This is a genomic window from Boseongicola sp. (assembly GCA_014075275.1).
Lineage (GTDB): Bacteria > Pseudomonadota > Alphaproteobacteria > Rhodobacterales > Rhodobacteraceae.
On sequence record CP046179.1, the window covers coordinates 2,734,724 to 2,758,234 of the forward strand.

Genomic DNA, 23,511 nt, shown 5'->3' on the forward strand with positions numbered 1-23,511 from the left:
TGTTTGGCTTTACTTTCGGAATTTCAGGTCATGGAATGTCGCGGCGCCTTCTTGAACGAAAAGCCCCCATGCATCCGTGTTTGAAATGTCGTAGACTCTGAACGAGGCGACCACCTGCCCACCTACGAAACACTCGATTGCCGACCCATTGCGCAGGATCTGCACGCGATAGCGCCCATCATCAGGGGTAAAAGCCAACGGACGTTCGACCAATGGGTTATCAATTTCCTGACTGACTTCGATACCGTGCCGCTCATTTAGAACCAGACTATCCCAGAGGGGGTCCATGGCGGCAGGCCAGCGATCAAATACCACCCGCTCTTTCATTGGCTCGATAGTAAGGCTGTAACCGCTGTCCAGGTGATCACCACCACGGGGCTCGATCAGAACACCCACAGCTTCGGTGTTGGCAGTGGGTTCGATGAAGACGTCAAGAAGGACGTCATCTCGATTTGGACCATCCAGAAAGGCATAAGCATAGGTGCCGGTGGCGTCGCACTGCGGGCTTTCGCAGTTGGTCCAGTCACCAAGCATCGGGCGAACCTCGTGCTCGACAGATGTTTTGTAGCTTTCATCCACCTCTTGCGGCAGGCGACTGACCAGCGTTCCGTCAGGCAAGGAGAGCAGTTCACGCGGGCTGCCGAGTTCACCCCCCCCAAACCCAGCTGCGCTTTGGACCGTGGTGTTTACGGAATGGAATCCACGCGAAACTGAAACGCCGGTCACCATCGCTAGCGGATTTCGCGGCATAGAAGCGGCGGCCATCAAGGCTGTCGAGCTTGCGACTTTCCCAAGGGCCGTCGGGCGACTTTGCAACCCGATAAAGCGTTTGCATCCGTTCCGAATAGCGGCTCTCCACCAGATACCACCAATCCCCCAGCTTGAAAATTTCGGGGCATTCCGGGCAATGGGTCAGCATCGAGGATGCCAGCGGAGGACCGACCTCCCAGCTTTCCAGATCATCGGACGTGGCAACCGCCACACAGCCGCGACGAAACTGCGGGCCTTCTTTCAGGCGCGCCTAAATCAGCATCTTGAAACAACCAGCGTCTTCGTCTCGGTAAACAAATGGATCGCGCCAATCGACGGTCTCGTACCATTGCGGATCAGGCGAGATTAGGGGATTGCCGCCGGATTTGTCCCAAGTTTTCATGTCAGTTGAGGTCGCCTTGCAGATCGTTTGCGGCGAGGCAGACTGGCGATTGTAGCCCGTGTAAAAGAAGTGAAAGACACCGTCGTGCTCAATAACCGAGCCGGTCCAGATTCCGTCACCATCGCAATCCCCATGTGCACCGGGGCCGAACGCATCGGGCATAACCTTCCAATTCACCAGATCGTCGGATTGCAAATAGGCCGTTGAGACGCGGGCGCGCTCTACATATTCCCATGCGCCAACAGGTGGCTGGGAAAAGAACAGGTGCCATTTCCCATCATGGTAAAATGGCATGGTATCGCCTGCAGCGGCACCTCGTTCAGGAGCATAGCCGAATAGTCTCATTACGGACCTCAAAATAATAGTTGATTAGTTGGTGCTCCCGACCGCTTGGGGCAGGGAGCACCTCGTGCACGGGAAATTATTGCACGTAGTCCTGCCAGTTGTTGATGAAGCCCACCAGGTCAGCGTCTGGATTATGAACCTTGCTGAGGCTGCGCACGGTTTCGGGCGACAGGATACAGCCGTTCAACAGGCCGTTTGCGTAGGTTTCCACATTGTCAGCCGTAACCGGGATAAGACCAACCTTGGGCTGGGTATCCGTGATCGGGTGGCCGTGCAGATAATCATACAGTTGGATCAAGCCAAAACCGCCGACCATCCAGTGACCGCCGATCGAGAACTCAAGCTCGCCTTCGGCAATGAACTGTGCAACCTGCTCATCGATGTCAGTAGTGATAACGGCGATATCGTCGCGCCCGGCCTGATCAATGGCAAATTTGCTACCCAATCCGGCGACCGCACCGATCACGACTACCGCGTCAATCTCACCGGGTGCAAAGCGTGCAATATACTGTTCAGCATATTTCTGACCGTTTTCACGGCTCAGCACATCCCAGGCTTCTGCCACAACTTCGACGCCACCGGCTTCAAGTTCGCGCGCGGCACCATGCCAGATTTCCGCCGCAGAAATGTTGCCCTTCTGAGTCCAGATCATCCCGACTTTCTTGTAGCCAAGCTCAACCGTTGCACGGCCCATAGCTTCACCCCAAGTGTCGTTGTTTTGCGTTACCTGAGCGATAAAGTCCTCGCCCTCATAGTCGTCGTCGTAGCTAGAGACAACGAGACGCCCGACTGCGATGCCCGAAATGTCGTTATCTTCGAGCAGGCGTGCAACCTGAATACCCGCAGGTGCGGTCAAGGGGTTGAAAATCAACCCGTCGGGTTGGCTCGCAATGATGGATTCAGCTTGCGAGACGTGCTGTTCCTCAGAGTTTTGGTCGTCAAATTCCTTGAGCTCAACACCAAGTGCATCAGCAACGCAGCCCTCAAACCGGTGTCGATTGATCACCCAAGGGTTAGTTTCCGGTTGTCCAAGGTCCGCAATCACCAGATCTGTGCGGGCATGGCCATCTGCAACTGCCGCGCCAGCGAGAGGCAGCAAAGCAGCAGTCGCAAGCAGGGTCTTTAGAAGTTTTTTAGTCATGTTCTCCTCCCTGGAGAGTTTTCATTTTGTAAGGCAATGGTCGAATCAGCCTAATTAAATGCGTAACGCAATTAATTGTATCATGCAATAAATGTTCGGATCAAACTCACTCCGGCGCTTGTCGAAAGGACCACCGACCAAAGATCATTGGACGAGCGGGACGCTGAAAAGAACACATATTCGAGTTGGTTTTCCGGACAGCGGCCATTGGCGCATCCGCAGCGAATTCACACTCAGTCCCGCAACCCGGCCCTTCAATGCTCGTGCTGGATAGCGGCAATAGTTTCAACGACGTGACGGGCGTGGTTTTCAACATACTCCAAGTGTGCAGCGCTTGCGATGTAGCGCCGAAAGGCTGCAACGTCTCTAAAATCAGCGACTAGAGCCGAGTCCTGATGGTTCGGACCTCTCCCAATATTGTCCCCAAGCGTAAACGACAAAACTTCGGAACTGGTTTCACACATGTCCGTGACTGCCACCCTCCAAGCGTCTCTTTGTGCAGCTGTTGCTTCAGCTTTGAAGGATATCAAAACAATATGACGAAGCATGTACAACCTATTGTAGTTAGTAGTGAATTTATAGTTACCGTATCATTGAGTCGGCAGTGGGTAATCGCGCTATGCTGATGTTCGCTTGGTCCGTAAAGCAGTTATTATGTTGATCACCGTAAATACCAAAAACCACGCGATTCGAGTCATTGTCACACACGACTTAAGTATTTTGGTCTACGCCGAAACACTAACCTCTATGCGCGTGGACACATTCTGCGCATCCCTGAACGACAGGAACCAGGGGTCGCAGGTCAGGGCTCGGTTTATGGTTGCTTCGATCTTTTCCAGCGGTTCGTCGCTGTCGATGCGGATGTTGAGGCGGGTGTCCAGGGGCGTGGCGGGGATGTCGTTGAAGCCCATGAGGCCACGGCTGTCGAAGTCCTGTTCCAGATCGACGTGTACGCCTTTGAGTGTGACTCCGTCACGCATGGCGGTCATTTTGATGCCGATGGCGACGCAGCCCGCGATCGACGCGCGGGCGAAGAGGCCGGGGGTTGGGGCGGTGCCGTCGCCGCCCAAGGCTTCGCCCATGTCCATGACCAGCTCATCATCGCCTTGCCGATAGGTGCAGGTCAGGCCTTCGCCGATGCTGGCGGTGCCGGAACTGGTATCCTGCGCCAGATCGGGGCGGGCGGAGTAGGTGGCGATGGTTTTCTGCTGGGCCTTCTGGCCTTTGGTGTTGCGGTCCATATTCGGGGCCCCCTTATTGGTATGGGGTGAGCCTAGCATGGAAAATCTGAGTGTCACACCCGGGGGTCACGGTGCCCACTTCAGCCAGTTGGCGATCAGGCACAGGCCGGCGGACTGGCTTTTCTCGGGGTGGAATTGCGTGCCAACCATGGTGCCGGTGCCGACGATTGCGGTGACCGGGCCGCCGTAGTCGCTGTGGGCGAGAAGGTGGTCGGGGTTGGTGACCTGCATCTGGTAGGAGTGCACGAAATAGGCGTGGTCGCCGGTTTCGATACCGTCGAGGACCGGGTGAGGCTGGTCGATAACCAGATCGTTCCAGCCCATGTGCGGGATTTTGAAGGTGGGATCGGTTGGGGCGATGCGGTCAACTTCTCCGTCGATCCAGCCGAGGCCGGGGGTTGTTTTGTATTCAAAACCCGCGCGGGCCATCAGTTGCATGCCGACACAGATGCCAAGGAACGGGCGAGCCTTGGCTTCGACCGCTTCGATAAGGGCCTGATAGAGGCCGGTTTGGCCCTGGAGTTCTGACATACAGGCTGGGAAAGCGCCGTCGCCGGGCAGCACTATGCGGTCGGCGCGCAGGACGTCCTCGGCGCGGTCGCTGACGAGGATGTCGCCGCCGTCGATGTCTCGGGCGACGTGTTGGAACGCTTTTTCAGCCGAGTGCAGGTTGCCGGCGGCATAGTCGATGATGACGGTCAGCATTTTTGGTCTCCGGGGGCGGCTCTGAAGGGTCAGAGCGCGCCTTTGGTCGAAGGGATTGCGTCGGCCTTGCGGGCGTCGGTTTCGACGGCGGTGCGCAGGGCGCGGGCGACGGCTTTGAAAGCGGCCTCGGCGATGTGGTGGCTGTTGATGCCATGTAGCGCGTCAACGTGGAGCGTGATGCCGCCGTGGGTGGCGAAGGCCTGGAAGAACTCGCGCACCAGTTCGGTGTCGAATGCGCCGATCTTGGCAGTGGGCAGCTCGACATTCCACACGAGGTAGGGACGCGCGGAAAGGTCCAGCGCGGCGCGCACGAGGGCGTCGTCCATGGGCAGGAGGCAAGAACCGTAGCGGTTGATGCCGCGCTTGTCTCCCAGAGCCTCGTTAAGCGCCTGACCCAGCGCGATGCCGGTATCTTCGACGGTGTGGTGATCATCGATGTGCAAGTCACCTGTGGCGCGGATGGTCATGTCGATCAGCGAATGACGGGCCAGTTGGTCCAGCATATGGTCGAAAAAGCCGACCCCGGTCTGGTTGTCATAGGCACCGGTTCCGTCGAGATTGATCTCGACCGAGATATCGGTTTCCGCAGTCTTTCGCGTGATCGTGGCGCTGCGCATGGCAGGGACTCCGCTTGGGGTTGCTTCGGAGCGCTTATAGGATGGGCAATCGGGCGCGGGAAGGGCAGAAAAGCGCGTGAATGTGGGCTGTTGTGCCTCTGCACGGGGTCTGCACGAAGGTATGCAGGTGCTGTGCACGGAGATTTGGCTAGATCGGGTCAAGGCAGGACCGCAGGCTGGTCGGGGTGGAGCCCCTCGCGCACCCCGGCCAATGCGCATATAAACTGCCGTAAGTGAGGTGTGATGAGCGAAGCAACGATTTTGGTTGTCGATGACGATCCGCAGATCCGCGAGGTGTTGGATGTAGCGTTGGGACGTGCGGGTTTTCGCACGATGACGGCGCGTGACGGCGCGGAAGGGTTGCGGCAGGTTCAGGCGGTGCGGCCTGATTTGGCCGTATTGGACATTGGTTTGCCAGAAATGGATGGGTTGGAGCTGTGTCGGGCAATTCGGCGTGACAGCGAGTTGCCGATCCTGTTTCTGACCGCGCGGGATGACGAGGTTGACCGGATTTTGGGGTTGGAGATGGGCGGTGACGATTATGTCACCAAGCCCTTCAGCCCCCGTGAGCTGGTGGCGCGGGTGCGCGCGATCTTAAAGCGCACAAAGAGCGCAGGTGCGCCGGCGCGCGTTTTGACGCGGGGGCGTTTGGCTTTGAATGCCGAGGCACATGACGTGCGGATTGATGGCAATGCGGTATCGTTGACCGCGACAGAGATTGCGATACTGTCAAAGCTGCTGGGCAGGCCAACACAGGTCTTTTCGCGCCCTGCTTTGGTGGATGCCATCTGGGGGCCGGGGATGGTGGTCAGTGATCGCACTCTGGACAGCCATTTGCGTAATTTGCGGGCCAAGATGGCTGACGCGGGTTTGGATGATTGTATCGAAACGCTGCATGGCGTTGGGCTTAGGATGGGTGCGTGCGGCGAAGCGTAACGGCAAAGTGGCGGCCACCGCTGCTGTTGGTCCTAAGTGGATCATTGGTTGCGGTTTTGGTTTTGCCGGTTCTGGGGTTGTTCGTTGTCGAAGAATTGGCCCCGGGAATGGGACGAGGCCGTGCTGTGCTGACCGTTGCGCTGGGCGCGCTGTCGGCAACTTTGATCCTTGGGTGGCTGTTGTGGCGGTTGATACTGGCCCCTGTGCGGGCATTGGCGCGTCGCGCTGAGGCGATCCGGGGCGGCGGAGCGGCCGAGCCGATGGGCCATTATGGAACGCCTGAAATTGGTGATTTGGGTCAGGCGGTTCTGGACATGGCCGATGTTCTGACGGCGCGCGAATTGGCGGTCAGAAGCTATACGGATCACGTCACACACGAATTGAAGACGCCTTTGACCGCGATCCGAGGTGCGGCGGAGTTGCTGGAGAGCGATGAGGAGCTACCAGCAGAGGCGCGACAGTTGGTTTCTACTATTCGTGATGCGGAGGGGCGCGCCGAGCAATTGCTGGCGGCCGCGCGCGACATTGCGGCGGCCCGGTCGCCTGATCATCATGGCGTTTCAACGTTGGTTGAGGTCGATTGGTCGGAAGAATTGGGCGCCTTGGATATTCAGATTGAGGGCGCGGATGCTGTATTGCCGCTGACGGCGGCAGGATTGTCAATTGTGGTGCACCATCTGGCGGAAAATGCCTTGGATGCAGGGGCGAAGGCCATCCGGCTTGAGGCTGAGGATATGCCAGACGGGGCACGGCTTTGGGTTTCGGATGACGGGCCGGGGATATCGGCGGGCAACCGGGACCGGGTGTTTGATCCGTTTTTCACCACCCGGCGCGAAACCGGCGGCACTGGAATGGGGTTGGCGATTGTGCAGACCCTGTTGCTTGCCCATGGAGCCGAGATTGACGTGATTGATGGTGATTCAGGAGCGAGTTTCGAGATCCGGTTCTGATTTTCTGCTGTTAGGTTCTTGGATTGCGCGATAGGCGTTGGTCCAACTAATCGACGAGCCGTCACGATGGGCAATCTCTCAAAAGAAGCAGTGGGCACGATCTGTGTGATCGTGGCGGTTATCTTTTTCTCGATCCAGGACATGGCGTTCAAGTGGATGAGCGGCGACTATCCGTTGCATCAGATTGTGATGATCCGGGCAACAATCGCGATCGTGCTGACCGTGGCGATCATTGTGCCGCTGGAAGGCGGCATTCGGATTTTGCAGACCAAGCGTCTTGGGATGCAGTTGTTGCGCGGTGGGGCATTGGTGATTGGGAACCTGACGTTCTTTGTGAGCCTTGCCTCGCTGCAATTGCCGACTGCGGTGGCGACGTTCTTTACGGCACCTTTGATCATAACGCTGTTGGCGGTGGTGTTTCTGGGCGAGCGTTTGAATGCGGTTAGGGTTGCTCTGATCCTGATGGGGTTCTGCGGAGTTTTGTTCATTGTGCGCCCGTCAGCCGCGGGACTGCAGATTGCGGCGATCCTGCCGCTGGTGGCGGCATTTGCATATTCGTGCATGCAGTTATTGACGCGGCGGCTGGCAGATACCGAACCCGCAGCGGCTTTGGCGTTTTATGTGCATCTGATGTTTATTCTGAGCAGTTTGGTGATGGCTGCGATTGCCGGGAACGGGCGATTTGACGTCTTTGACAATCCGTCGGCATCGTTCCTGTTGCGTGCGTGGAGCTGGCCGACGACGCAGGATTGGGCGATCATTGCGGCGCTGGGCGTGTTGAACACGTTGGCAGGCTACTTGATCGGGCAGGGGTATCGGCTGGCGGAAGCGGGGCGGGTTGCGCCGTTTGAATATGTCGCTGTGCCAATGTCGGTGCTTTGGGGCGCTCTGATCTGGAGCGACTGGCCGGACGCATATGCCTGGGTCGGCATCGTCATGATCGTAGGCGCAGGTCTGGCGATTGCGCGGTCGAAACCGGTGCAATCGCCTGAGGTTAAGTTGTAGCGCTTCAGAGTTTGTTGACGGGCACTTTGAGCATCATGTTGCCGTCGTCATCCTTGGGCACTTCGCCCGCGCGCATGTTCACTTGCAGGGACGGGATGATCAGTTTGGGCATGGACAGTTGCGCATCGCGTTCAGTGCGGAACTTGATGAAATCATCACGCGTTTTATCGCCGCCGACATGGATGTTGTTTTCGCGTTGCTCGGCCACGGTAGTTTCCCAAGCGATTGCGCGACCGTTCGGACCATAATCGTGGCACATGAACAGTCGGGTTTCGTCGGGTAGGCTGAGGACGCGCATGATCGAGTCATACAGTTCTGCCGCATCGCCGCCGGGGAAGTCGGCACGGGCCGAGCCGCCGTCGGGCATGAATAGGGTGTCACCGGCAAAGGCAGCATTGCCCATGACGTGGACCATGCAGGCGGGCGTGTGGCCCGGCGTGTGGATGGCGAAGCAATCCATTGTGCCAACCGTGTAGGTGTCGCCGTCTTTGAACAGCGCATCGAACTGCGAGCCATCGCGCTGGAACTCGGTGCCTTCGTTGAAGATTTTGCCGAAGGTGTCCTGAATAGTGAGGATGTGCTCGCCTATACCGATCTTGCCGCCCAGCTTTTCCTGAATGTAGGGCGCGCCGGATAGGTGATCCGCGTGGACGTGGGTTTCGATGATCCATTCCAGCTTCAGGTCTTGGTCCTGAATGGCGGCGATGAGTTTGTCGGCGCTGTTATACGTCAGACGCCCGGCGGCTTGATCGAATTCCATCACAGAATCGATGATGGCGCAGGAGTTGCTGTCTGGGTCTTTCACCAGATAACTGATGGTGTTGGAATCTCCGTCGAAGAACCCGGTGACATCGGGTTTGCGCGAGAGATCGACCGGTGGAAGGGTCATGGTTGCGTCCTCTTCTGTTAGTCGAGTGTTACTATGCCATTTGGACTGCTGAGTTCAAAGGCCAGAGCGGAGTCACCCTGTTGTACCTCGGCGAGATGATCAATACATAGCATTTTCAGAATGCTTTTAAATTGATCTGGATCAGGATGGGTGACGCGGACCTTGTCCAGCTTCACGCCCAAATCCTGCTGGCCACTGCTAGGGTGTGGACCGGGGGACCATTCGATGAAGGCTGGCAGAAGGCCGCCTTCGGGCAGGTGGCCGTCGGTGGGCACGGTCAGGCGCCATGTGCGGTCTCCGCGCCGGAAATCCACGACTTCGCCAAGATCGACCGGGCTGGCGGCGATGACGCCGTCGAGGTCATCGGTGTTCACAACCCAGCAAAGGGCGCGCGGGCGTTCTGCGATGCGGGCTTTGGTGCGGTCTTCATCCATCGAGAACCAGCGGGCGCGTCCCGGGTCACCGGCATCGGGGTCAATCGCAAGTAACTCAAAGAAGCTGGAGTTACCGGACTGCATGACGCAGTTGTGGGTGCTCATGGCATCGTGCTTTCCGCCCCGAGGGACTTCGACGCCAAGGGCTTCTTTCATGGCCTCAACACCCTGTTCGAGGGACGCTGCGCCAATTGCGAAATGGTCGATGTTGTTTTGCATATTCGTTACTCTGCTTCGGTGTTCAGAAGGGTAAGGGCGGCGGCAAGGTCCGCCTTGAGGCTGTCGAGATCTTCAAAGCCGATGTTGAAGCGCACAAGCTGGCCGGGTTCGGTCCAGGCGTCGGGGGAAGCTGTGCGCACGGGGATTACGGGTAAGACGAGGCTTTCGTAGCCACCCCAGCTAACGCCAATGCCGAAATGGTGGAGAGCTTCGACGAAAGCGCGGACCTGATCGTCCGAACAAGTGTGGAAGATGACACTGAACAGGCCAGCGGCACCGGTGAAATCGCGTTTCCAGAACTCATGGCCGGGGCAGGATGGGAAGGCGGGGTGGAGAAGGGTTTTGACCTGGGGCTGATTTCCGAGCCATTTTGCCATCTCAAGACCCGCAGCCTGCACGTGATCCATACGCATTTTAAGGGTGCGCAGGCCGCGTTTGGCCAAGAACACTTCTTGCGAGCCGGTTTTGTCGCCGACCGCCATGGTGGTTTTGCGGATTTGTTCGCCAATGGGACCGTTCGAGGCAATGACGCCGATCATACAATCAGAGTGGCCGCCCATGTATTTCGAGCCCGAATAGACGACGACATCGACGCCGAGATCCAGGGTGCGGCAGAACAGGGGCGTGGCCCAAGTGCTGTCGATGATGCTGACCGCGCCATAGTCGCGAGCAGCTTTGGCGATGGCCGGGATGTCGGGGACTTCGAAGGTGCCAGAGCCGGGGGCTTCGAACATAACGGCGCAGTTTTCGGGCCGCATGAGGTTGGCGATGTCAGCGCCGATCATCGGGTCATAGTATTCGACGATGACGCCTTGGCGGATCAGCACGTTGTCGCAGAAGCCGCGTGTGTTCGTATAGACATGGTCGGCGACCAGCAGGTGCGCGCCGGGGGTAGTGACTGCCAGCAGCGACATGGTGATGGCGGCGACGCCGGACGAGGTCAGTGTGACATCTTCGGCGTGCTCAAGCCCTGCGATAACGCCTTCCAATTCGTAAACCGCAGCATTGCCATAGCGACCGTAGTACATGGTGCCGGACTTATAGCGGTTGGCGCGGGCCTGATCGAAGGCGGCCAGATCGTCAAACACCATGGTCGAGCCAAGCTCGATCGGCATATTGACGTGGCGGCCTTCGGTTTTGGGAGGGCGGCCGCCTTGCACCAACTGATTGGCGATAGGGGTGGTTTTCTTGGTCACGGGTGGGCTCAGGTTTTCTTTTCGGGGAATTCCACCGGGCCGCCTTGGGCCTCCCAGGTTGAAAAGCCTTCTTTCAGGTGCGCGGCATCAAAGCCCATGTCCTGAAGCGTGGCGACGGTGATGGCAGAGCGCCAGCCAGAGGCGCAATGGAAAACGTATTTCTTGCCTTCCTGAGCGAAAACCTCTTTGTGATATGGGCTGTCTGGATCAACCCAGAACTCAATCATACCTCGGGGGGCGTGGAATGCGCCCGGAATGAATCCAGTGCGCTGGCGTTCGCGAGGGTCGCGGATGTCGACAACGACCACGTTCGGATCGTCCAGCATTGCAATGAGGTCAGGGGTTTCGATCTCTTCGATACGCGCGCGCGCGTCGGCGACCATTTGTTTGGCGGAAAGTTTCAGACTCGACATTGGCAACTCCGGCTAGTCTCAAAAATCATTTGTTCCGGTATCTAGAACATTGTTATCGTATATTGACACAACGCGGTTGCTGTAGCAACATTCAAACCGAAGGTGATTTTTTATGAAGTCTGCGAGAAAGTCTGACTAGATGAATTCAGCAAAACCGATCTCACTTTGGGACGTATCTGCGGAAGAGCAGGACTATGAGGCACCATTTGAAGATGGTGTTGAAGTTGACGTCGCAATTGTCGGGGGAGGGTTCACTGGACTTTCCACTGCACTTCATAGTGCTGACAAGGGCTTAAGCGCCTATGTGCTCGAAGCGAAACAGATTGGATATGGTGGATCTGGGCGCAATGTCGGGTTGGTAAATGCGGCGGCATGGCTGCCTCCGAAGGATGTCGAGGACCACCTTGGTCAGGTTTATGGACCGCGCTTTGTCGAAACTTTTGGTAAGGCGCCTGAGTATGTCTTTTCGCTGATTGAGAAGTATCAGATTCGCTGCGAGGCGACTCGGACGGGCACGATTCATGCTGCGCACTCGCCATCGGGCTTCAAAGATTTGCAAGCGCGCCACGCACAGTGGCAGGCTTTGGGCGAGCCGGTTGATCTGTTGAGCCGCGAAGAAGCCGCGGAAAGAATTGGTTCAAAAGCGTTTTACGGCGGCCTGTTGGACAACCGGGCAGGCACGATCAACCCAATGGGGTATTGCCGAGGATTGGCGCGCGCTGCTGCCAGCGCCGGGGCCAAGATCGCGACTGGAGTGAAAGTCACGAAACTGGTCAAGGACGGCGATCTTTGGAAGGTGGAAACCGACCGGGGTGTTGTGACCGCGAAGAACGTGGTGTTGGGCACCAATGCCTATACCGACGATCTGTGGCCGGACCTGAAGCGCATCTTTACGATGATTCACTATTTTCAACTGGCGACAAAGCCACTTGCCGACGGCAATGAGCATATTCTGCCAGGGCGGCAGGGACTGTGGGATACGGGGCAGATCATGTTCTCGATCCGCCGGGACATGTTTGATCGCCTGGTCATCGGTTCGATGGGCAAGGTTGTCGGCGGTGTTGATCGTGGTTTGTCGAACCGTTGGGCGCAAAAGCAGATGTCACGGATTTATCCGGAGCTTGGCAAAGTCGAGTTCGAGGAAGCCTGGCATGGACAGATTGCGATGACGCCCGACCATGTGCCGCGCATCTACAATCTGGACAAGGGTGTATATACGCCGATTGGATACAATGGGCGCGGGATCACAACCGGCACGATCTTCGGCAAAGCCATGGCGGATTTGCTGACTGGCACGTCGCCGGATAAATTACCGCTACCAATTACCGAACTTACGACGGTGCCATCGGCCCCGATCATGTCGCGGCTTTACGAGACCGCGTTTAAAGCAAACCAGCTTATGAAGAGCATCTGACCCAAATGACACCGCATTCAATCCGCGTGGGAGTAGACATTGGCGGCACGTTCACGGACGTGGCGTTGGAGCATCCCGGAGGGCTTTCGACGACGAAGGTTCTGACCAATTATCACCAGCCTGAGCAGGCCATACTGGACGGGATCGTCATAGCGGCGGAGGCTGCCGGCGTTCCGCTTGGTAATATCGAGCAGGTGATCCACGGCACGACCCTGGTGACCAACGCTTTGATCGAGCGGCGCGGGGCGAAGACGGCGTTTATCACGACCGAAGGGTTCCGGGACGTGATCGAGATGCGGTCAGAGAACCGGTTCGAGCAGTATGACTTGAACCTTGCGTTGCCCAAGCCTTTGGTGCCGCGCGAAGCTCGCTTTACAGCGCATGAGCGCGTGGCGGCAGATGGCGAAGTGCTGTTGCCGCTGGAAGTTGCTGACGTTGACCGGTTGGTCCGCTCGGTGCTTGCGGGCGGCTTTGAAGCCGTTGCTGTTGGGCTGATGCATTCTTATGCCAATGATGCGCATGAGGTTGCGATTGGATCTGCGTTGCGGGCAGCTGCGCCGGAATTGTCGGTATCCCTGTCGTCGGTCATCTCGCCACAGATGCGGGAATTGCCACGATTTAACACTGTGATTGCAAACGCTTACGTCCAGCCGCAGGTGGCAGATTATCTGGGTCGGCTTGTGGCGCGGCTGCTTGAGGCGGGTGTGGATGCGCCTGTCTTCATGCTGCACTCGGGCGGTGGGTTGATCTCGGTTGAGACAGCCGCGGAACAGCCGGTGCGTTTGCTGGAGTCCGGTCCAGCGGGCGGAGCGATCTTTGCGGCGGATTATGCGCGGGCGCATGGTTTGGACAAGGTGCTGTCCTTTGACATGGGTGGTACGACAGCGAAGATTTGCCTGATCGAGGACGGTGCGCCGAAGACGGCGAATACCTTCGAAGTTGCGCGGACATATCGGTTCAAAAAGGGCTCCGGCATGACGGTTTCGACATCTGTAGTCGAGATGGTCGAGATCGGGGCCGGTGGTGGCTCTATCGCGTCGATTGACAGCATGGGGCGTATTCAGGTCGGGCCACGTTCGGCGGCGTCTGAACCTGGCCCTGCGTGTTACCAGAAGGGTGGCGAAGAACCGACGGTTACTGATGCCAACCCGCTGTTGGGTCGTCTGGACCCTGACAACTTTGCAGGCGGTGCTATCCCATTGTCGAAAGCCTTGTCGGCCAAGGCCGTGGAGACAAAGCTGGTCGGGTTCAACCCCGAGGATGCGGCGTTCGGAATCACCGAAATGGTGGACGAGAACATGGCAAATGCTGCGCGCGTTCATACGGTCGAAAATGGCCGGGACATCGAGCATTTCACCATGATCGCATTTGGTGGCGGTGCGCCTTTACATGCTTGTCGTCTATGCGAGAAACTTTCTATCGAAGCGCTTCTGATCCCTCCCGGGGCAGGCGTCGGCTCGGCCATTGGCTTTCTGAAAGCTCCCTTCAGTTATGAAGCTACGCGCGGACTTTTCCAGCGTTTGGCCGAGTTCGACCCTGAAGTTGTGAATACCGCCTTGGTGGAGTTGGAGGCCGAAGCACGGGCATTTGTGACGGCAGGTGCCGGTGACACGCCGACAACAACCAAGCTGACGGCGTTCATGCGCTATTCGGGTCAGGGTTGGGAAATTCCGGTGGTGCTGCCGTATCGTGCCCTTGTCGATGACGATAGGGCACTGATCCAAAACGCTTTTGAAGATGCATATCGCACTTTCTTCGGGCGGATTATTGACGGGCTGGCGATGGAAATCACCAACTGGTCATTGATTGTGGCAACCGTTCTGCCAGATGCGACACCGGTTAATCGTTTGGGTGGCGCAAGCGCAGCAAAAGAAGAGCGCAAGCGGACATTCTTTGATGCGGCGTTGCGCAAGTTGGTTGAGGCGCGCGAAGTGGAGCGTGGCGAGATGTCAGCCGGAGCAATCGTCGAAGGGCCAGCGGTGATTGTCGAACGCGAGACATCGACCATTGTAACCTCTGCTTACAACGCCATCGGTCAAGCTGACGGCAGCCTGTTATTGATCCGGAAAGGGGGCGCGGCATGAGCCCGACCGCGATTGACTATCAAATCATGTGGAACCGCTTGATCGCGGTTGTGGAAGAACAAGCGACGACCTTGATCCGCACGGCGTTTTCGACGTCGGTTCGAGAGGCCGGGGATTTGTCAGCCGGTCTGTTTGACCGGCGCGGTCGCATGATCGCACAAGCAGTGACCGGCACGCCGGGGCATGTGAACGCGATGGCCGAAAGTATCACGCATTTTGCCCGCGAAATTGGGGCACAGAATACCTTTGAGGGCGATGTTTTCATCACCAACGATCCATGGCTTGGCACCGGGCACCTGCACGACATTACCGTTGTGACGCCTGTGTTCCGCAAGAGTTTGCATATTGGGTATTTTGCCTGCACGGCGCATGTCGTGGATATCGGTGGGCGCGGGTTTGGTCCTGATGGCAATGAAGTCTTTGAAGAAGGGCTGCTGATCCCAATCACCAAGTTTGCAGAACGCGGACAGGTCCAGGACCTTTTGATCCAGATGATCCGGGCCAATGTGCGGACACCCGATCAGACTGTTGGTGACATGTATTCGCTGGCTGCATATAACGAGGCCGGGGATCGTCGCTTGCAGGCGATGATGGACGAATTTGATATCGACGAATTGGAAGGTTTGTCCGAGTTTGTGATCGAATCCTCGCGCAAGGCTACACGCGAAGCAATCGCGAAGGTGCCAAGCGGATCATACCACCACACGATGACAGTCGATGGCTACGATGATCCGGTGCATATGGAAGTGACGCTGACAATTGACGGCGACCGGCTGGTTGCGGATTTCGACGGCACATCGGGGATGAGCAAGTTTGGGGTCAACTGCCCCGAGGTCTATACGCGCGCCTATGCCTGCTATGGTCTGAAATGCGCAATTGCGGCAGATGTTCCCAATAACACCGGTTCGCTGGAGCCGTTCGAAATTACGGCGCCGGAAGGATGCATTTTGGCGGCAAGGCGGCCAGCGCCGGTATCTGTGCGCCATGTCATGGGGCATCTGGTTCCGGATGTTGTGTTGGGTGCCTTGCACAAGGCAATGCCGGGAACGGTTCCCGCGGAAGGCGCAAGTGCGCTTTGGAACATTCAGATATCTGCGCGGCCTTCGGACCCATCCAGCAATATGCCAAGCCGTGAGATATTAATGTTCAATTCAGGCGGAATGGGTGCGCGTCCTGCCGTGGACGGATTGTCGGCGACGGCATTCCCTTCGGGTGTTTCGACCATGTTGGTTGAAGCAACCGAGCACGTTGGGCCGATTACAGTCTGGCGCAAGGATTTGCGCGAGGGCTCTGGCGGTGCGGGAGAACTGCGCGGCGGTCTGGGTCAGACCATCGAGATTGAAGCGCGCGACGGCTATGACTTTTTCTTCAACGCCATGTTTGATCGGGTCGAAAACCCGGCACGCGGTCGCGATGGCGGCGGAATCGGCGGCGCTGGAAAAGTAGAACTGGCGGACGGCACAAAGCTTAAAAGCAAAGGTCGCCAGATCGTTAAGAATGGTCAACGGCTGAGATTGAGTTTGCCGGGTGGCGGCGGGTATGGTGACGCGCAGTCGCGCGACCGCGACCTTGTGCGCCGCGACATTGCGGCTGGATATATCACAGAAGAACAAGCCCGGACCGATTATGGTCTGGAAGATTAAGGGGAAAATTGAAGATGTCCGATAAACCAATTGCATTGGTCACGGGGGCTGCGCAGGGGATTGGCTATGCTTGCGCTGAGGCGCTGGCAGAGGATGGTTACTTTGTCGTTTTGACCGATATTCAAGAGTCGGTTTCCGAGGCCGCCGCCAAGTTGGGTGGTGTCGGGATGATTTGCGACATGGGTGATGTAGATCAGATCCTGGCGACTTTTGACAAGATCGAGGCGGATCATGGGCCGGTTTCGGCGCTGGTGAACAATGCCGGTGTCGCGATGCCGGGTAACTTTATGGAATATTCACTGGAGAACTTCGAAAAAGTCATCGACGTGAATCTGCGCGGTGTCTTTGTGGCGCTTCAGCGGGCTGCCAGGACGATGTTGGATAAGGGCATTGCCGGTGCGATCGTGAATATGTCGTCGATCAACGCACAGGTCGCCATTCCGGCTATCCCGGCCTATTGCGCGTCCAAGGGTGGGGTCATGCAATTGACCAAGGCGGCTGCGCTGGCTTTGGCGGCGGACAATATCCGCGTGAATGCGGTTGGTCCCGGCTCTATCGACACAGAGATGATGGCGGGCGTGAATGCGAACCCGGATGCAATGAAAATGGTTATGTCACGCACACCGATGCAGCGCGTGGGTGTTGCCCGCGAGATTGCGGATGTGGTTGCATTTCTGTGCTCGAAGAAGTCCAGTTACGTCACGGGCGAAACCATCTATGTGGATGGTGGCCGACTTGGAATGAACTACACGTGTTGAGATCATGAGCAGCTATCACGAGACATACGCAAACTGGCAATCAGATCCCGAGGGATTTTGGGCCGAGGCCGCCAACGGGATCGACTGGGATGTACCGCCGACGCGGGCCTTTAACCCCGACGCAGGGGTTTATGGCCGTTGGTACGACGGAGCCATGGGAAACACCTGTTACAACTGTGTTGACCGGCATGTGGCTGATGGTCGAGGCGACCAGCAGGCGCTGGTTTACGACAGCCCGGTCACAGACACCGTTCGTTCTTACACGTTTGCGGAGATGCAGGATGAAGTTGCTGCATTAGCAACCGTGCTGCGAAATATGGGTGTCGAGAAAAGCGACCGGGTCATCATCTATATGCCGATGGTTCCGGAAGCTGTTTTTGCCATGCTGGCATGCGCCCGTTTGGGTGCAGTTCATTCCGTCGTCTTCGGTGGGTTTGCAGCTCTTGAATTGGCCACCCGCATTGATGACGCTTCGCCAAAGGCCATCATCTCGGCCTCGTGCGGAATCGAGCCGGGCAGGGTGATCGGCTACAAAGGGCTTTTGGACGAAGCTATTGAAATTTCGTCAGAAAAACCGGAAGGCTGCGTGATCTTGCAGCGCGATGTTCAGCCTTGCGAACTGATTTCCGGGCGCGATGTCGACTATGCCGACGCGGTTGGTGCTGCGAAAGCCAAAGGCGACTTTGCCGAATGCGTGAGCGTGGCGGCGACTGACCCGCTTTATATTCTTTATACGTCCGGAACGACCGGGCAGCCCAAGGGTGTCGTGCGCGATACCGGCGGGCACATGGTCGCGCTGAAGTGGAGCATGGAATTCCACTATGGATTGAAACCGGGCGATGTTTTCTGGGCTGCGTCCGATGTGGGTTGGGTCGTTGGCCATTCTTACATCTGCTACGGCCCGCTTTTGCATGGCTGCACGACAGTGATGTATGAGGGCAAGCCAGTGGGCACACCAGACGCTGGTGCGTTCTGGCGCGTTATTCAGGACCACAAAGTCACGGCATTGTTCACGGCGCCGACGGCTTTCCGGGCGATCAAGAAGGAAGACCCTTCGGGTGCATTGATCGGGGATTATGACCTGAGCAATTTTGTGACTTTGTTTCTAGCCGGCGAACGTTCGGACCCAGCGACGATTGAGTGGGCCGAGACTAAGTTGAAGCGCCCTGTAATCGATCATTGGTGGCAAACTGAAACTGGCTGGGCGATGTCAGGCAATGCTGTCGGATTAGGCACGTTGCCAGTTAAATACGGCTCGCCGGGTGTGCCGATGCCGGGATATGATATTCAGGTTTTAGATGACGGTGGAAATCCGGTCGAGCCAGGCACGTTGGGCAATATCGTTGTGAAGCTACCGTTGCCACCTTCGGGAACGCCGACACTTTGGAATGCGGAAGCGCGTTTCAAATCTGCTTATCTGGAAGAGTTTCCGGGATACTACGCGACTTCGGACGCCGGGATCATTGATGAGGACGGCTATGTCTTCATCATGGCGCGCACGGACGACATCATAAATGTGGCCGGGCACCGTTTGTCGACCGGGGGCATGGAAGAAGTCATTGCCAGCCATCCAGATATCGCAGAATGCGCTGTCGTTGGTCGGGCTGATGATATGAAAGGGCAGCTGCCGCTTGGGTTCTATGTCACCAATGATGGGGCAGGGCGCGATGCGTCGGAACTTGAACGTGAGTTGGTTCAGCTTGTGCGCCAGAAGATCGGCGCAGTTGCGGCTTTCAAGACAGCTGTCGAGGTCAAGCGGTTGCCTAAGACCCGTTCGGGCAAGGTTCTGCGTGGTACCATGCAAAAGATTGCTGATGCTCAAGACTTTAAGATGCCCGCTGCTATAGACGATCCTGCAATTCTGGATGAGATCGAGGCTTCACTCTCGGCGCGTCAACTGATTGCGGAAAAGAGCACATGATTGAACGTCTGCAAACAAGTAAACGCATGTCGAAAATCGTTCGGCACAATGGCGTTGCCTACATTTGCGGGCAAGTTGGAGCTGGCGATACTGTTGCGGAGCAGACCCGAGATTGCCTGTCACGGATTGATGCGCTTCTGGAAGAAGCCGGGTCAGGCCGTAAGCACATTCTGCAAGCCATTGTTTGGCTGGCGGACATGGCAGATTTTGCCGAGATGAATGAAGTTTGGGACGCTTGGGTGCCGGAAGGCCACGCACCCGCGCGCGCCTGTGGAGAAGCGCGGCTTGCCCGCGATGTACTCCGCGTAGAAATCATAATAACCGCGGCCGTCAACCAATAGGAGATGCCAATGACACCTGCAGTCGAGATGAAGAGCGTCAATAAATACTACGGCTCGTTTCATGCTTTGAAAGATGTGAATTTAACTGTCGGCAAAGGCGAGAAAGTTGTTGTCTGCGGACCCTCTGGGTCAGGCAAATCGACGATGATCCGCACGATCAACCAGTTGGAGGAGCATCAGGCTGGTAGTATCTTGATCCACGGTGATGAGATTGCTGCTGATGCGCCTAACATTGACGAGTTGCGCCGCGAAGTGGGAATGGTGTTTCAGCACTTTAACCTGTTTCCGCATCTGACCATTCTGGAAAACTGCACGTTGGCCCCGATGCTGGCGCGCAAGATCAGCCAAAAGGAAGCGGAAGAGACCGCTATGGGCTATCTTGAGAAAGTGCAGATTGCGAACCAGGCCGAGAAGTTCCCTGGTCAGCTATCAGGTGGTCAGCAGCAGCGTGTGGCCATTGCGCGCGCACTATGCATGAAGCCGGACATCTTGTTGTTTGACGAGCCGACATCGGCGCTGGACCCTGAAATGATAGGCGAAGTTCTGGACGTTATGGTGACGCTGGCTGAAGAAGGCATGACCATGGTTTGCGTGACTCACGAGATGGGCTTTGCCCGTAGAGTTGCAGATCGGGTTATCTTTATGGACGCAGGCGAAATTATCGAGGAAGACGAGCCAGAGGCGTTCTTCCTGAATCCGAAGACTGAGCGTGCGAAAGTCTTCCTGGAGCAGGTTCTGAGCCACTAACGGCTAACCGGTTGATGAAATTGAAGGCCCGTGCTGGTGACAGCGCGGGCCTTTCTTGTTGGGCATAGAGTACTAGAGGCCCAGTCCGCTGTCGGTGCCGTCGTTGTGGCCGGTTCCCCCACCATCGCCGACGCCGACGAATCCAAGCTGTTCTGTAAAGCGCGGGGGTGTGATCACCATATTGTAGACCTCTCGCTGGGTGAGGCCGATATCTAGGATGGGATCGAAAGTGGCCCAGGTTTCGACGACGATTGCAGTATCGGCGTCTGCCAAGATTGGCACCTGGGGTGTTACAAAATCGTCGACTGTAAGTTGATCATGATCAATGCGACCGGCCACGCCGCGCGACCAAACCAAGATATGTTTATTGCTGGTTGCATCAAATCTGATGACGGTGACACGCATGGAAACCGGTTGGTTTGAGCGTGTGAGCCATCCGAATACTGAGTTCATCCCATTTAGATAGGTCATGTCGACAAGATCTGTTTCGCGAGACAGAAGATCGCCAACGGTATAGGCCGCTTTGAGATTGATGTTGTTTTCGCGCAAGCCCTCGAAAAACACGTACATGCCAATATAAGCCCAAATGAGCAGCGGGAACATCAGGACGGCTTCAACCGAGAAGCTGCCTGCTTCGGAGGTTCGTAATGCTCTGACCTTATTCAGTATTATTCCGGGAATGTTTTCGAAGATCTTCATCGACATGTCCTATTTCGGCTCGTTGACGAAGGCCGACGACGCAACAACCAGATAGCCGCCAGAGGCGTCTTTCGGCATTGATTTCCCGATCCCAACTGTCGAGAAGAACGGGTCCAGAACCGCGCAGACACGAACCAACATCAATTCGTTTTCCTGTCCATTCACGAAGTTGACGACCGGTTGAATCGTTTCATTGCGCTTGATGCAATCGACGCTGTTGGACAGTGTCGTCCAGCCGGTTTGGTTCACTTTGTTGAGTTCGATTTTGACAACGTTCTGGCAATCGGTGATGCCAAGTGAAAGGTCGCAGATGCGGCGCAGAACATCGTCGTAAGCGACCAGTGTACCGTTGTTCAGGCGAATTTCACGCACTGCGATATCGGTTGCACGTTCGAGCATGACGGCCCGAATATTCATCATGCCGACTTCGAATGCGGAGACGAATGTCGTGAAGAATATCGGGAAAATAATCACGAACTCAACGGACGCAGCACCGCTTTGATCCTGTCGTAGGAAACGTTGAATATGCGATTTGATCGACATGCTGGTGCCTTTTACTGTGTCAGTTTCAACTGGTTGATTTGATTGGCAATCGAGGCGAAGGCGTATTGGATGTCGAGGCCATCAACGCGATAGAAGTGGTTCGGGGTCGAGGCACAGTTGCGCATGACCGCGGCTGAGCTGTCAGTGACTTCAAAACCGATGGCGAAAACGATGACACCCTGGGTTTTGGCGGCCGAGCAAACCTGGTTTAAGCGCGCATCCTTCATCGACGCGCTTACGGTGCTGCGCGGACCATACAGATTATCGTAGTAATGGTTCGCATTGTAGTACTGACGGTAATGCAGGTGGTATGCGCGCCATGACATGGACATTTCAGCCCATACGTCTTGCCAGTCTAACCGTTCGGCCCGGCTGGCTGTGCCCGCGCCATCACTGTCGTAGGGTTGATTGATCCAATAGCGGCCAGGAACGTACCAGTTGGGTTCGCGCCAATCGTTGTCGCCGTCAGTGTCGCGGAATTCCTGGTCGTCGGTCGACAGGCGGCCTGTTTGGGTGTCTTTGTAGATGGGACTTTGCCCGGATTTGTAGGCGTCTTTCAGGTAGTATTGGGTGGTATTGATACCGTCCGTCATCACGACGATGAACTTCAACGTGTCGGGGCGATTATACGCGAAGGGGCGTTGCGTGAAACTTGCCGGAACCTGGCCTGTACTGAGAAGTGAGTTCAACTGAGGGCCCATGGACGGGTCCAAAAGACCGGCCCCCCATTTGACTGCAACGTCGATGGATGTGTTGCCTCCTGCCTGAAAGGCGTTGATCTGATTTTTCAGCGCGACGGCGTCGTTGGTCCAGGGCAGGATGTCAGTGTAGCTTTCGTTTCGACACACAAACCATCTGGGTGCTTGTGCGTGGCGATAGTTGCGCCACGGGTCGAAATGCGCGGTCTGCGAAAGGGGGACGGTGTGATCAATTGCGGCGCTCGCGAATGAACTGCCTTCAAAGTTCACGCAATGGGAGTAGTTGTGATTGTGGGTGGTGTTCATCAGGGGCAGCAAATTCTGCCCGGCCGAAACCTGGGTTGAATATGGTACCAATGACATGGACACGCGCCCATCGATCGAGCCAGCCAAGATCTGATCCACGAATGTATTCGCGGCGGTTTGCATGCGTTCGAGTTTAAGGTTCGACCCCATGGAACCCGAGATATCCAGTACAAGCGATACTTCGATGTCGTTGATGGCTTCCGTCGCTTCTGAAACAGCGCCGATGGGCAAGACTGGCACGCCGACCATATCCATCATCAACGTGTTGAAATCGCCGTTGATGTCCACACGGACCTGACGACCCGTAATTACAGGAAAGCTGCCAATTTCGGTGACTTGAATATCTTTGGGATCAACCGTGATTCCGGATTTTGCCAGATAGTCTTGTACTACAAGTTTGGGGTCGACGGTCTGGTCGAGATTGGCCGCAGCCAGAACCGCACGGTCGGTAGAGTTTTGCAGGTGGGTGCGCTCGTTCTCGTACAACATAAGGTCGACGGCGATGCCGCCGAACATGACCATGCATATGAAGATAAAGATCGAGAAAATGATCAAAGATCCATCTTCGTCGTCACGAAACTCTTTCCATTTTGAATGTGCGGCTTTGGCGCGGGAAATTCGGGAGGCGAAGGACATTTTCTAGGGTCTCATCAAGCTTCATTTGAGTGGGCGATACGCGCCGCATAAAATCTTAATCCAACCTACTGCACGGGGTTTCCCAAGTGCTCTTTATGGGTGCTGAGAGAACGTGTTGGAAAGATGATCGAAGCATGGCGAGATTGAGTAAAAAATAAACAAACGTATTGAAATCATTGATTTTTTCCATAACGTGAACGCAGAGTTTTGAATGACCAATTTGTGGCAATACTTTGTGAAAGTGGCATGTTTAATTGTTTCGAAAACCGATGAACGCCGGATGACATTTCGGGCAAAATTCCGGTGGTTGTCGCCGGAGACTTACCAATCCATCCGGTTCCGAAAGATTGATTATTTCAAACCGGCGAATTGCGCGAAAATTGGCCGAGATTGTGCGCGAACAGTCTATTTGCGACAGAAATGGAGAAGTTATTCTCTAAATTGCCAATCACCGGTCAAATAAAGACCGAATGCCTG

General features: G+C 56.3%; 22 protein-coding genes and 1 pseudogene. 10 read left to right on the forward strand and 13 right to left on the reverse strand.

What is annotated here, in order from left to right; genetic code table 11:
• Positions 1-9: 9 nt before the first annotated feature.
• The 6 genes and pseudogenes from GKR98_13810 to hisB all read right to left on the reverse strand — a co-directional run bounded on the left by GKR98_13810 (position 10) and on the right by hisB (position 5,202).
• A pseudogene (locus GKR98_13810) lies at positions 10-1,498 on the reverse strand (family 43 glycosylhydrolase).
• A 76-nt stretch (positions 1,499-1,574) separates the two neighbouring features.
• Positions 1,575-2,639 (reverse strand): substrate-binding domain-containing protein, encoded by a 1,065-nt coding sequence (locus tag GKR98_13815; GenBank protein ID QMU59169.1) that lies wholly within the window; start codon positions 2,637-2,639, stop codon positions 1,575-1,577.
• Positions 2,640-2,893: 254 nt separating this feature from the next.
• A complete protein-coding gene (locus GKR98_13820) occupies positions 2,894-3,187 on the reverse strand; it encodes a hypothetical protein (GenBank protein ID QMU59170.1) in 294 nt (97 codons plus the stop codon).
• 177 nt (positions 3,188-3,364) lie between these two features.
• Entirely contained in the window at positions 3,365-3,919 is a 555-nt protein-coding gene (locus GKR98_13825; protein QMU59171.1) for a hypothetical protein, read from the reverse strand.
• Positions 3,920-3,946: 27 nt separating this feature from the next.
• Positions 3,947-4,585 (reverse strand): imidazole glycerol phosphate synthase subunit HisH, encoded by a 639-nt coding sequence (gene hisH / locus GKR98_13830; GenBank protein QMU59172.1) that lies wholly within the window; start codon positions 4,583-4,585, stop codon positions 3,947-3,949.
• Positions 4,586-4,614: 29 nt separating this feature from the next.
• A complete protein-coding gene (gene hisB, locus GKR98_13835; protein ID QMU59173.1) occupies positions 4,615-5,202 on the reverse strand; it encodes an imidazoleglycerol-phosphate dehydratase HisB in 588 nt (195 codons plus the stop codon).
• Between the two features lie 243 nt (positions 5,203-5,445).
• Between hisB and GKR98_13840 the strand changes: the two genes are divergently transcribed.
• The 3 genes from GKR98_13840 to GKR98_13850 all read left to right on the forward strand — a co-directional run bounded on the left by GKR98_13840 (position 5,446) and on the right by GKR98_13850 (position 8,093).
• Entirely contained in the window at positions 5,446-6,138 is a 693-nt protein-coding gene (locus GKR98_13840) for a response regulator (protein ID QMU59174.1), read from the forward strand.
• Positions 6,123-7,088 carry a HAMP domain-containing protein gene (locus GKR98_13845; protein ID QMU59175.1) on the forward strand — a complete coding sequence of 322 codons (966 nt, stop codon included), beginning with the start codon at positions 6,123-6,125 and terminating at the stop codon, positions 7,086-7,088. Before GKR98_13840 ends, GKR98_13845 begins: the two co-directional genes overlap by 16 nt.
• Before the next feature lie 66 nt (positions 7,089-7,154).
• Positions 7,155-8,093 carry an EamA family transporter gene (locus GKR98_13850; protein ID QMU59176.1) on the forward strand — a complete coding sequence of 313 codons (939 nt, stop codon included), beginning with the start codon at positions 7,155-7,157 and terminating at the stop codon, positions 8,091-8,093.
• 4 nt (positions 8,094-8,097) lie between these two features.
• On the opposite strand, the gene GKR98_13855 is transcribed toward GKR98_13850, so the two are convergent.
• The 4 genes from GKR98_13855 to GKR98_13870 are packed head-to-tail and all read right to left on the reverse strand — an operon-like array spanning position 8,098 to position 11,244.
• Positions 8,098-8,982 (reverse strand): MBL fold metallo-hydrolase, encoded by an 885-nt coding sequence (locus GKR98_13855; protein ID QMU59177.1) that lies wholly within the window; start codon positions 8,980-8,982, stop codon positions 8,098-8,100.
• 17 nt (positions 8,983-8,999) lie between these two features.
• Complete coding sequence (locus tag GKR98_13860; protein ID QMU59178.1) at positions 9,000-9,635, reverse strand: VOC family protein; 636 nt, start codon at positions 9,633-9,635, stop codon at positions 9,000-9,002.
• Between the two features lie 5 nt (positions 9,636-9,640).
• Positions 9,641-10,888, reverse strand: coding sequence for a cystathionine beta-lyase (gene metC, locus GKR98_13865; GenBank protein ID QMU59179.1), 1,248 nt, complete (start codon positions 10,886-10,888; stop codon positions 9,641-9,643).
• The gene (locus GKR98_13870) at positions 10,840-11,244 is read right to left on the reverse strand and encodes a rhodanese-like domain-containing protein (GenBank protein ID QMU59180.1); all 405 of its coding nucleotides are present in this window, start codon (positions 11,242-11,244) and stop codon (positions 10,840-10,842) included. The genes metC and GKR98_13870 overlap by 49 nt, the downstream gene beginning before the upstream one ends.
• A 139-nt stretch (positions 11,245-11,383) precedes the next feature.
• On the opposite strand from GKR98_13870, the gene GKR98_13875 reads away from it, so the two are divergent.
• From GKR98_13875 to GKR98_13905, 7 genes are read left to right on the forward strand one after another with little or no spacing between them, the layout of a single operon-like run.
• Positions 11,384-12,658 carry an FAD-dependent oxidoreductase gene (locus GKR98_13875; protein QMU59181.1) on the forward strand — a complete coding sequence of 425 codons (1,275 nt, stop codon included), beginning with the start codon at positions 11,384-11,386 and terminating at the stop codon, positions 12,656-12,658.
• A gap of 5 nt (positions 12,659-12,663) precedes the next feature.
• Positions 12,664-14,742 carry a hydantoinase/oxoprolinase family protein gene (locus GKR98_13880; GenBank protein ID QMU59182.1) on the forward strand — a complete coding sequence of 693 codons (2,079 nt, stop codon included), beginning with the start codon at positions 12,664-12,666 and terminating at the stop codon, positions 14,740-14,742.
• Positions 14,739-16,385, forward strand: coding sequence for a hydantoinase B/oxoprolinase family protein (locus GKR98_13885; protein ID QMU59183.1), 1,647 nt, complete (start codon positions 14,739-14,741; stop codon positions 16,383-16,385). The genes GKR98_13880 and GKR98_13885 overlap by 4 nt, the downstream gene beginning before the upstream one ends.
• A 14-nt stretch (positions 16,386-16,399) precedes the next feature.
• The gene (locus tag GKR98_13890) at positions 16,400-17,143 is read left to right on the forward strand and encodes an SDR family oxidoreductase (protein ID QMU59184.1); all 744 of its coding nucleotides are present in this window, start codon (positions 16,400-16,402) and stop codon (positions 17,141-17,143) included.
• 1 nt (position 17,144) lies between these two features.
• Positions 17,145-19,064 (forward strand): AMP-binding protein, encoded by a 1,920-nt coding sequence (locus GKR98_13895; protein ID QMU59185.1) that lies wholly within the window; start codon positions 17,145-17,147, stop codon positions 19,062-19,064.
• The gene (locus GKR98_13900) at positions 19,061-19,405 is read left to right on the forward strand and encodes a RidA family protein (protein ID QMU59186.1); all 345 of its coding nucleotides are present in this window, start codon (positions 19,061-19,063) and stop codon (positions 19,403-19,405) included. The genes GKR98_13895 and GKR98_13900 overlap by 4 nt, the downstream gene beginning before the upstream one ends.
• 3 nt (positions 19,406-19,408) lie before the next feature.
• Entirely contained in the window at positions 19,409-20,152 is a 744-nt protein-coding gene (locus tag GKR98_13905; protein QMU59187.1) for an ATP-binding cassette domain-containing protein, read from the forward strand.
• 72 nt (positions 20,153-20,224) lie between these two features.
• Here the strand turns inward: GKR98_13905 and GKR98_13910 are convergent, their stop codons facing one another.
• Genes GKR98_13910 through GKR98_13920 form a run of 3 tightly spaced genes read right to left on the reverse strand, consistent with a single transcriptional unit; the run spans position 20,225 to position 23,034 of the window.
• A complete protein-coding gene (locus GKR98_13910) occupies positions 20,225-20,851 on the reverse strand; it encodes a hypothetical protein (protein ID QMU59188.1) in 627 nt (208 codons plus the stop codon).
• 9 nt (positions 20,852-20,860) lie between these two features.
• A complete protein-coding gene (locus GKR98_13915) occupies positions 20,861-21,394 on the reverse strand; it encodes a pilus assembly protein (GenBank protein QMU59189.1) in 534 nt (177 codons plus the stop codon).
• Positions 21,395-21,405: 11 nt separating this feature from the next.
• Positions 21,406-23,034 (reverse strand): hypothetical protein, encoded by a 1,629-nt coding sequence (locus GKR98_13920; GenBank protein ID QMU59190.1) that lies wholly within the window; start codon positions 23,032-23,034, stop codon positions 21,406-21,408.
• Between the last annotated feature and the right edge of the window lie 477 nt (positions 23,035-23,511).

What these genes read in the sequence shown, in the direction of transcription:
- GKR98_13915 (QMU59189.1), bottom strand. Translation starts at nt 21,394, where the DNA reads ATGTCGATCAAATCGCATATTCAACGTTTCCTACGACAGGATCAAAGC.
- GKR98_13880 (QMU59182.1), top strand. Translation starts at nt 12,664, where the DNA reads ATGACACCGCATTCAATCCGCGTGGGAGTAGACATTGGCGGCACGTTC.
- GKR98_13885 (QMU59183.1), top strand. Translation starts at nt 14,739, where the DNA reads ATGAGCCCGACCGCGATTGACTATCAAATCATGTGGAACCGCTTGATC.
- GKR98_13815 (QMU59169.1), bottom strand. Translation starts at nt 2,639, where the DNA reads ATGACTAAAAAACTTCTAAAGACCCTGCTTGCGACTGCTGCTTTGCTG.
- GKR98_13905 (QMU59187.1), top strand. Translation starts at nt 19,409, where the DNA reads ATGCCAATGACACCTGCAGTCGAGATGAAGAGCGTCAATAAATACTAC.
- GKR98_13850 (QMU59176.1), top strand. Translation starts at nt 7,155, where the DNA reads ATGGGCAATCTCTCAAAAGAAGCAGTGGGCACGATCTGTGTGATCGTG.
- GKR98_13910 (QMU59188.1), bottom strand. Translation starts at nt 20,851, where the DNA reads ATGAAGATCTTCGAAAACATTCCCGGAATAATACTGAATAAGGTCAGA.
- GKR98_13870 (QMU59180.1), bottom strand. Translation starts at nt 11,244, where the DNA reads ATGTCGAGTCTGAAACTTTCCGCCAAACAAATGGTCGCCGACGCGCGC.
- GKR98_13920 (QMU59190.1), bottom strand. Translation starts at nt 23,034, where the DNA reads ATGTCCTTCGCCTCCCGAATTTCCCGCGCCAAAGCCGCACATTCAAAA.
- GKR98_13900 (QMU59186.1), top strand. Translation starts at nt 19,061, where the DNA reads ATGATTGAACGTCTGCAAACAAGTAAACGCATGTCGAAAATCGTTCGG.
- hisB (QMU59173.1), bottom strand. Translation starts at nt 5,202, where the DNA reads ATGCGCAGCGCCACGATCACGCGAAAGACTGCGGAAACCGATATCTCG.
- GKR98_13855 (QMU59177.1), bottom strand. Translation starts at nt 8,982, where the DNA reads ATGACCCTTCCACCGGTCGATCTCTCGCGCAAACCCGATGTCACCGGG.
- GKR98_13825 (QMU59171.1), bottom strand. Translation starts at nt 3,919, where the DNA reads ATGCTAGGCTCACCCCATACCAATAAGGGGGCCCCGAATATGGACCGC.
- GKR98_13820 (QMU59170.1), bottom strand. Translation starts at nt 3,187, where the DNA reads ATGCTTCGTCATATTGTTTTGATATCCTTCAAAGCTGAAGCAACAGCT.
- GKR98_13860 (QMU59178.1), bottom strand. Translation starts at nt 9,635, where the DNA reads ATGCAAAACAACATCGACCATTTCGCAATTGGCGCAGCGTCCCTCGAA.
- hisH (QMU59172.1), bottom strand. Translation starts at nt 4,585, where the DNA reads ATGCTGACCGTCATCATCGACTATGCCGCCGGCAACCTGCACTCGGCT.
- GKR98_13840 (QMU59174.1), top strand. Translation starts at nt 5,446, where the DNA reads ATGAGCGAAGCAACGATTTTGGTTGTCGATGACGATCCGCAGATCCGC.
- GKR98_13890 (QMU59184.1), top strand. Translation starts at nt 16,400, where the DNA reads ATGTCCGATAAACCAATTGCATTGGTCACGGGGGCTGCGCAGGGGATT.
- GKR98_13875 (QMU59181.1), top strand. Translation starts at nt 11,384, where the DNA reads ATGAATTCAGCAAAACCGATCTCACTTTGGGACGTATCTGCGGAAGAG.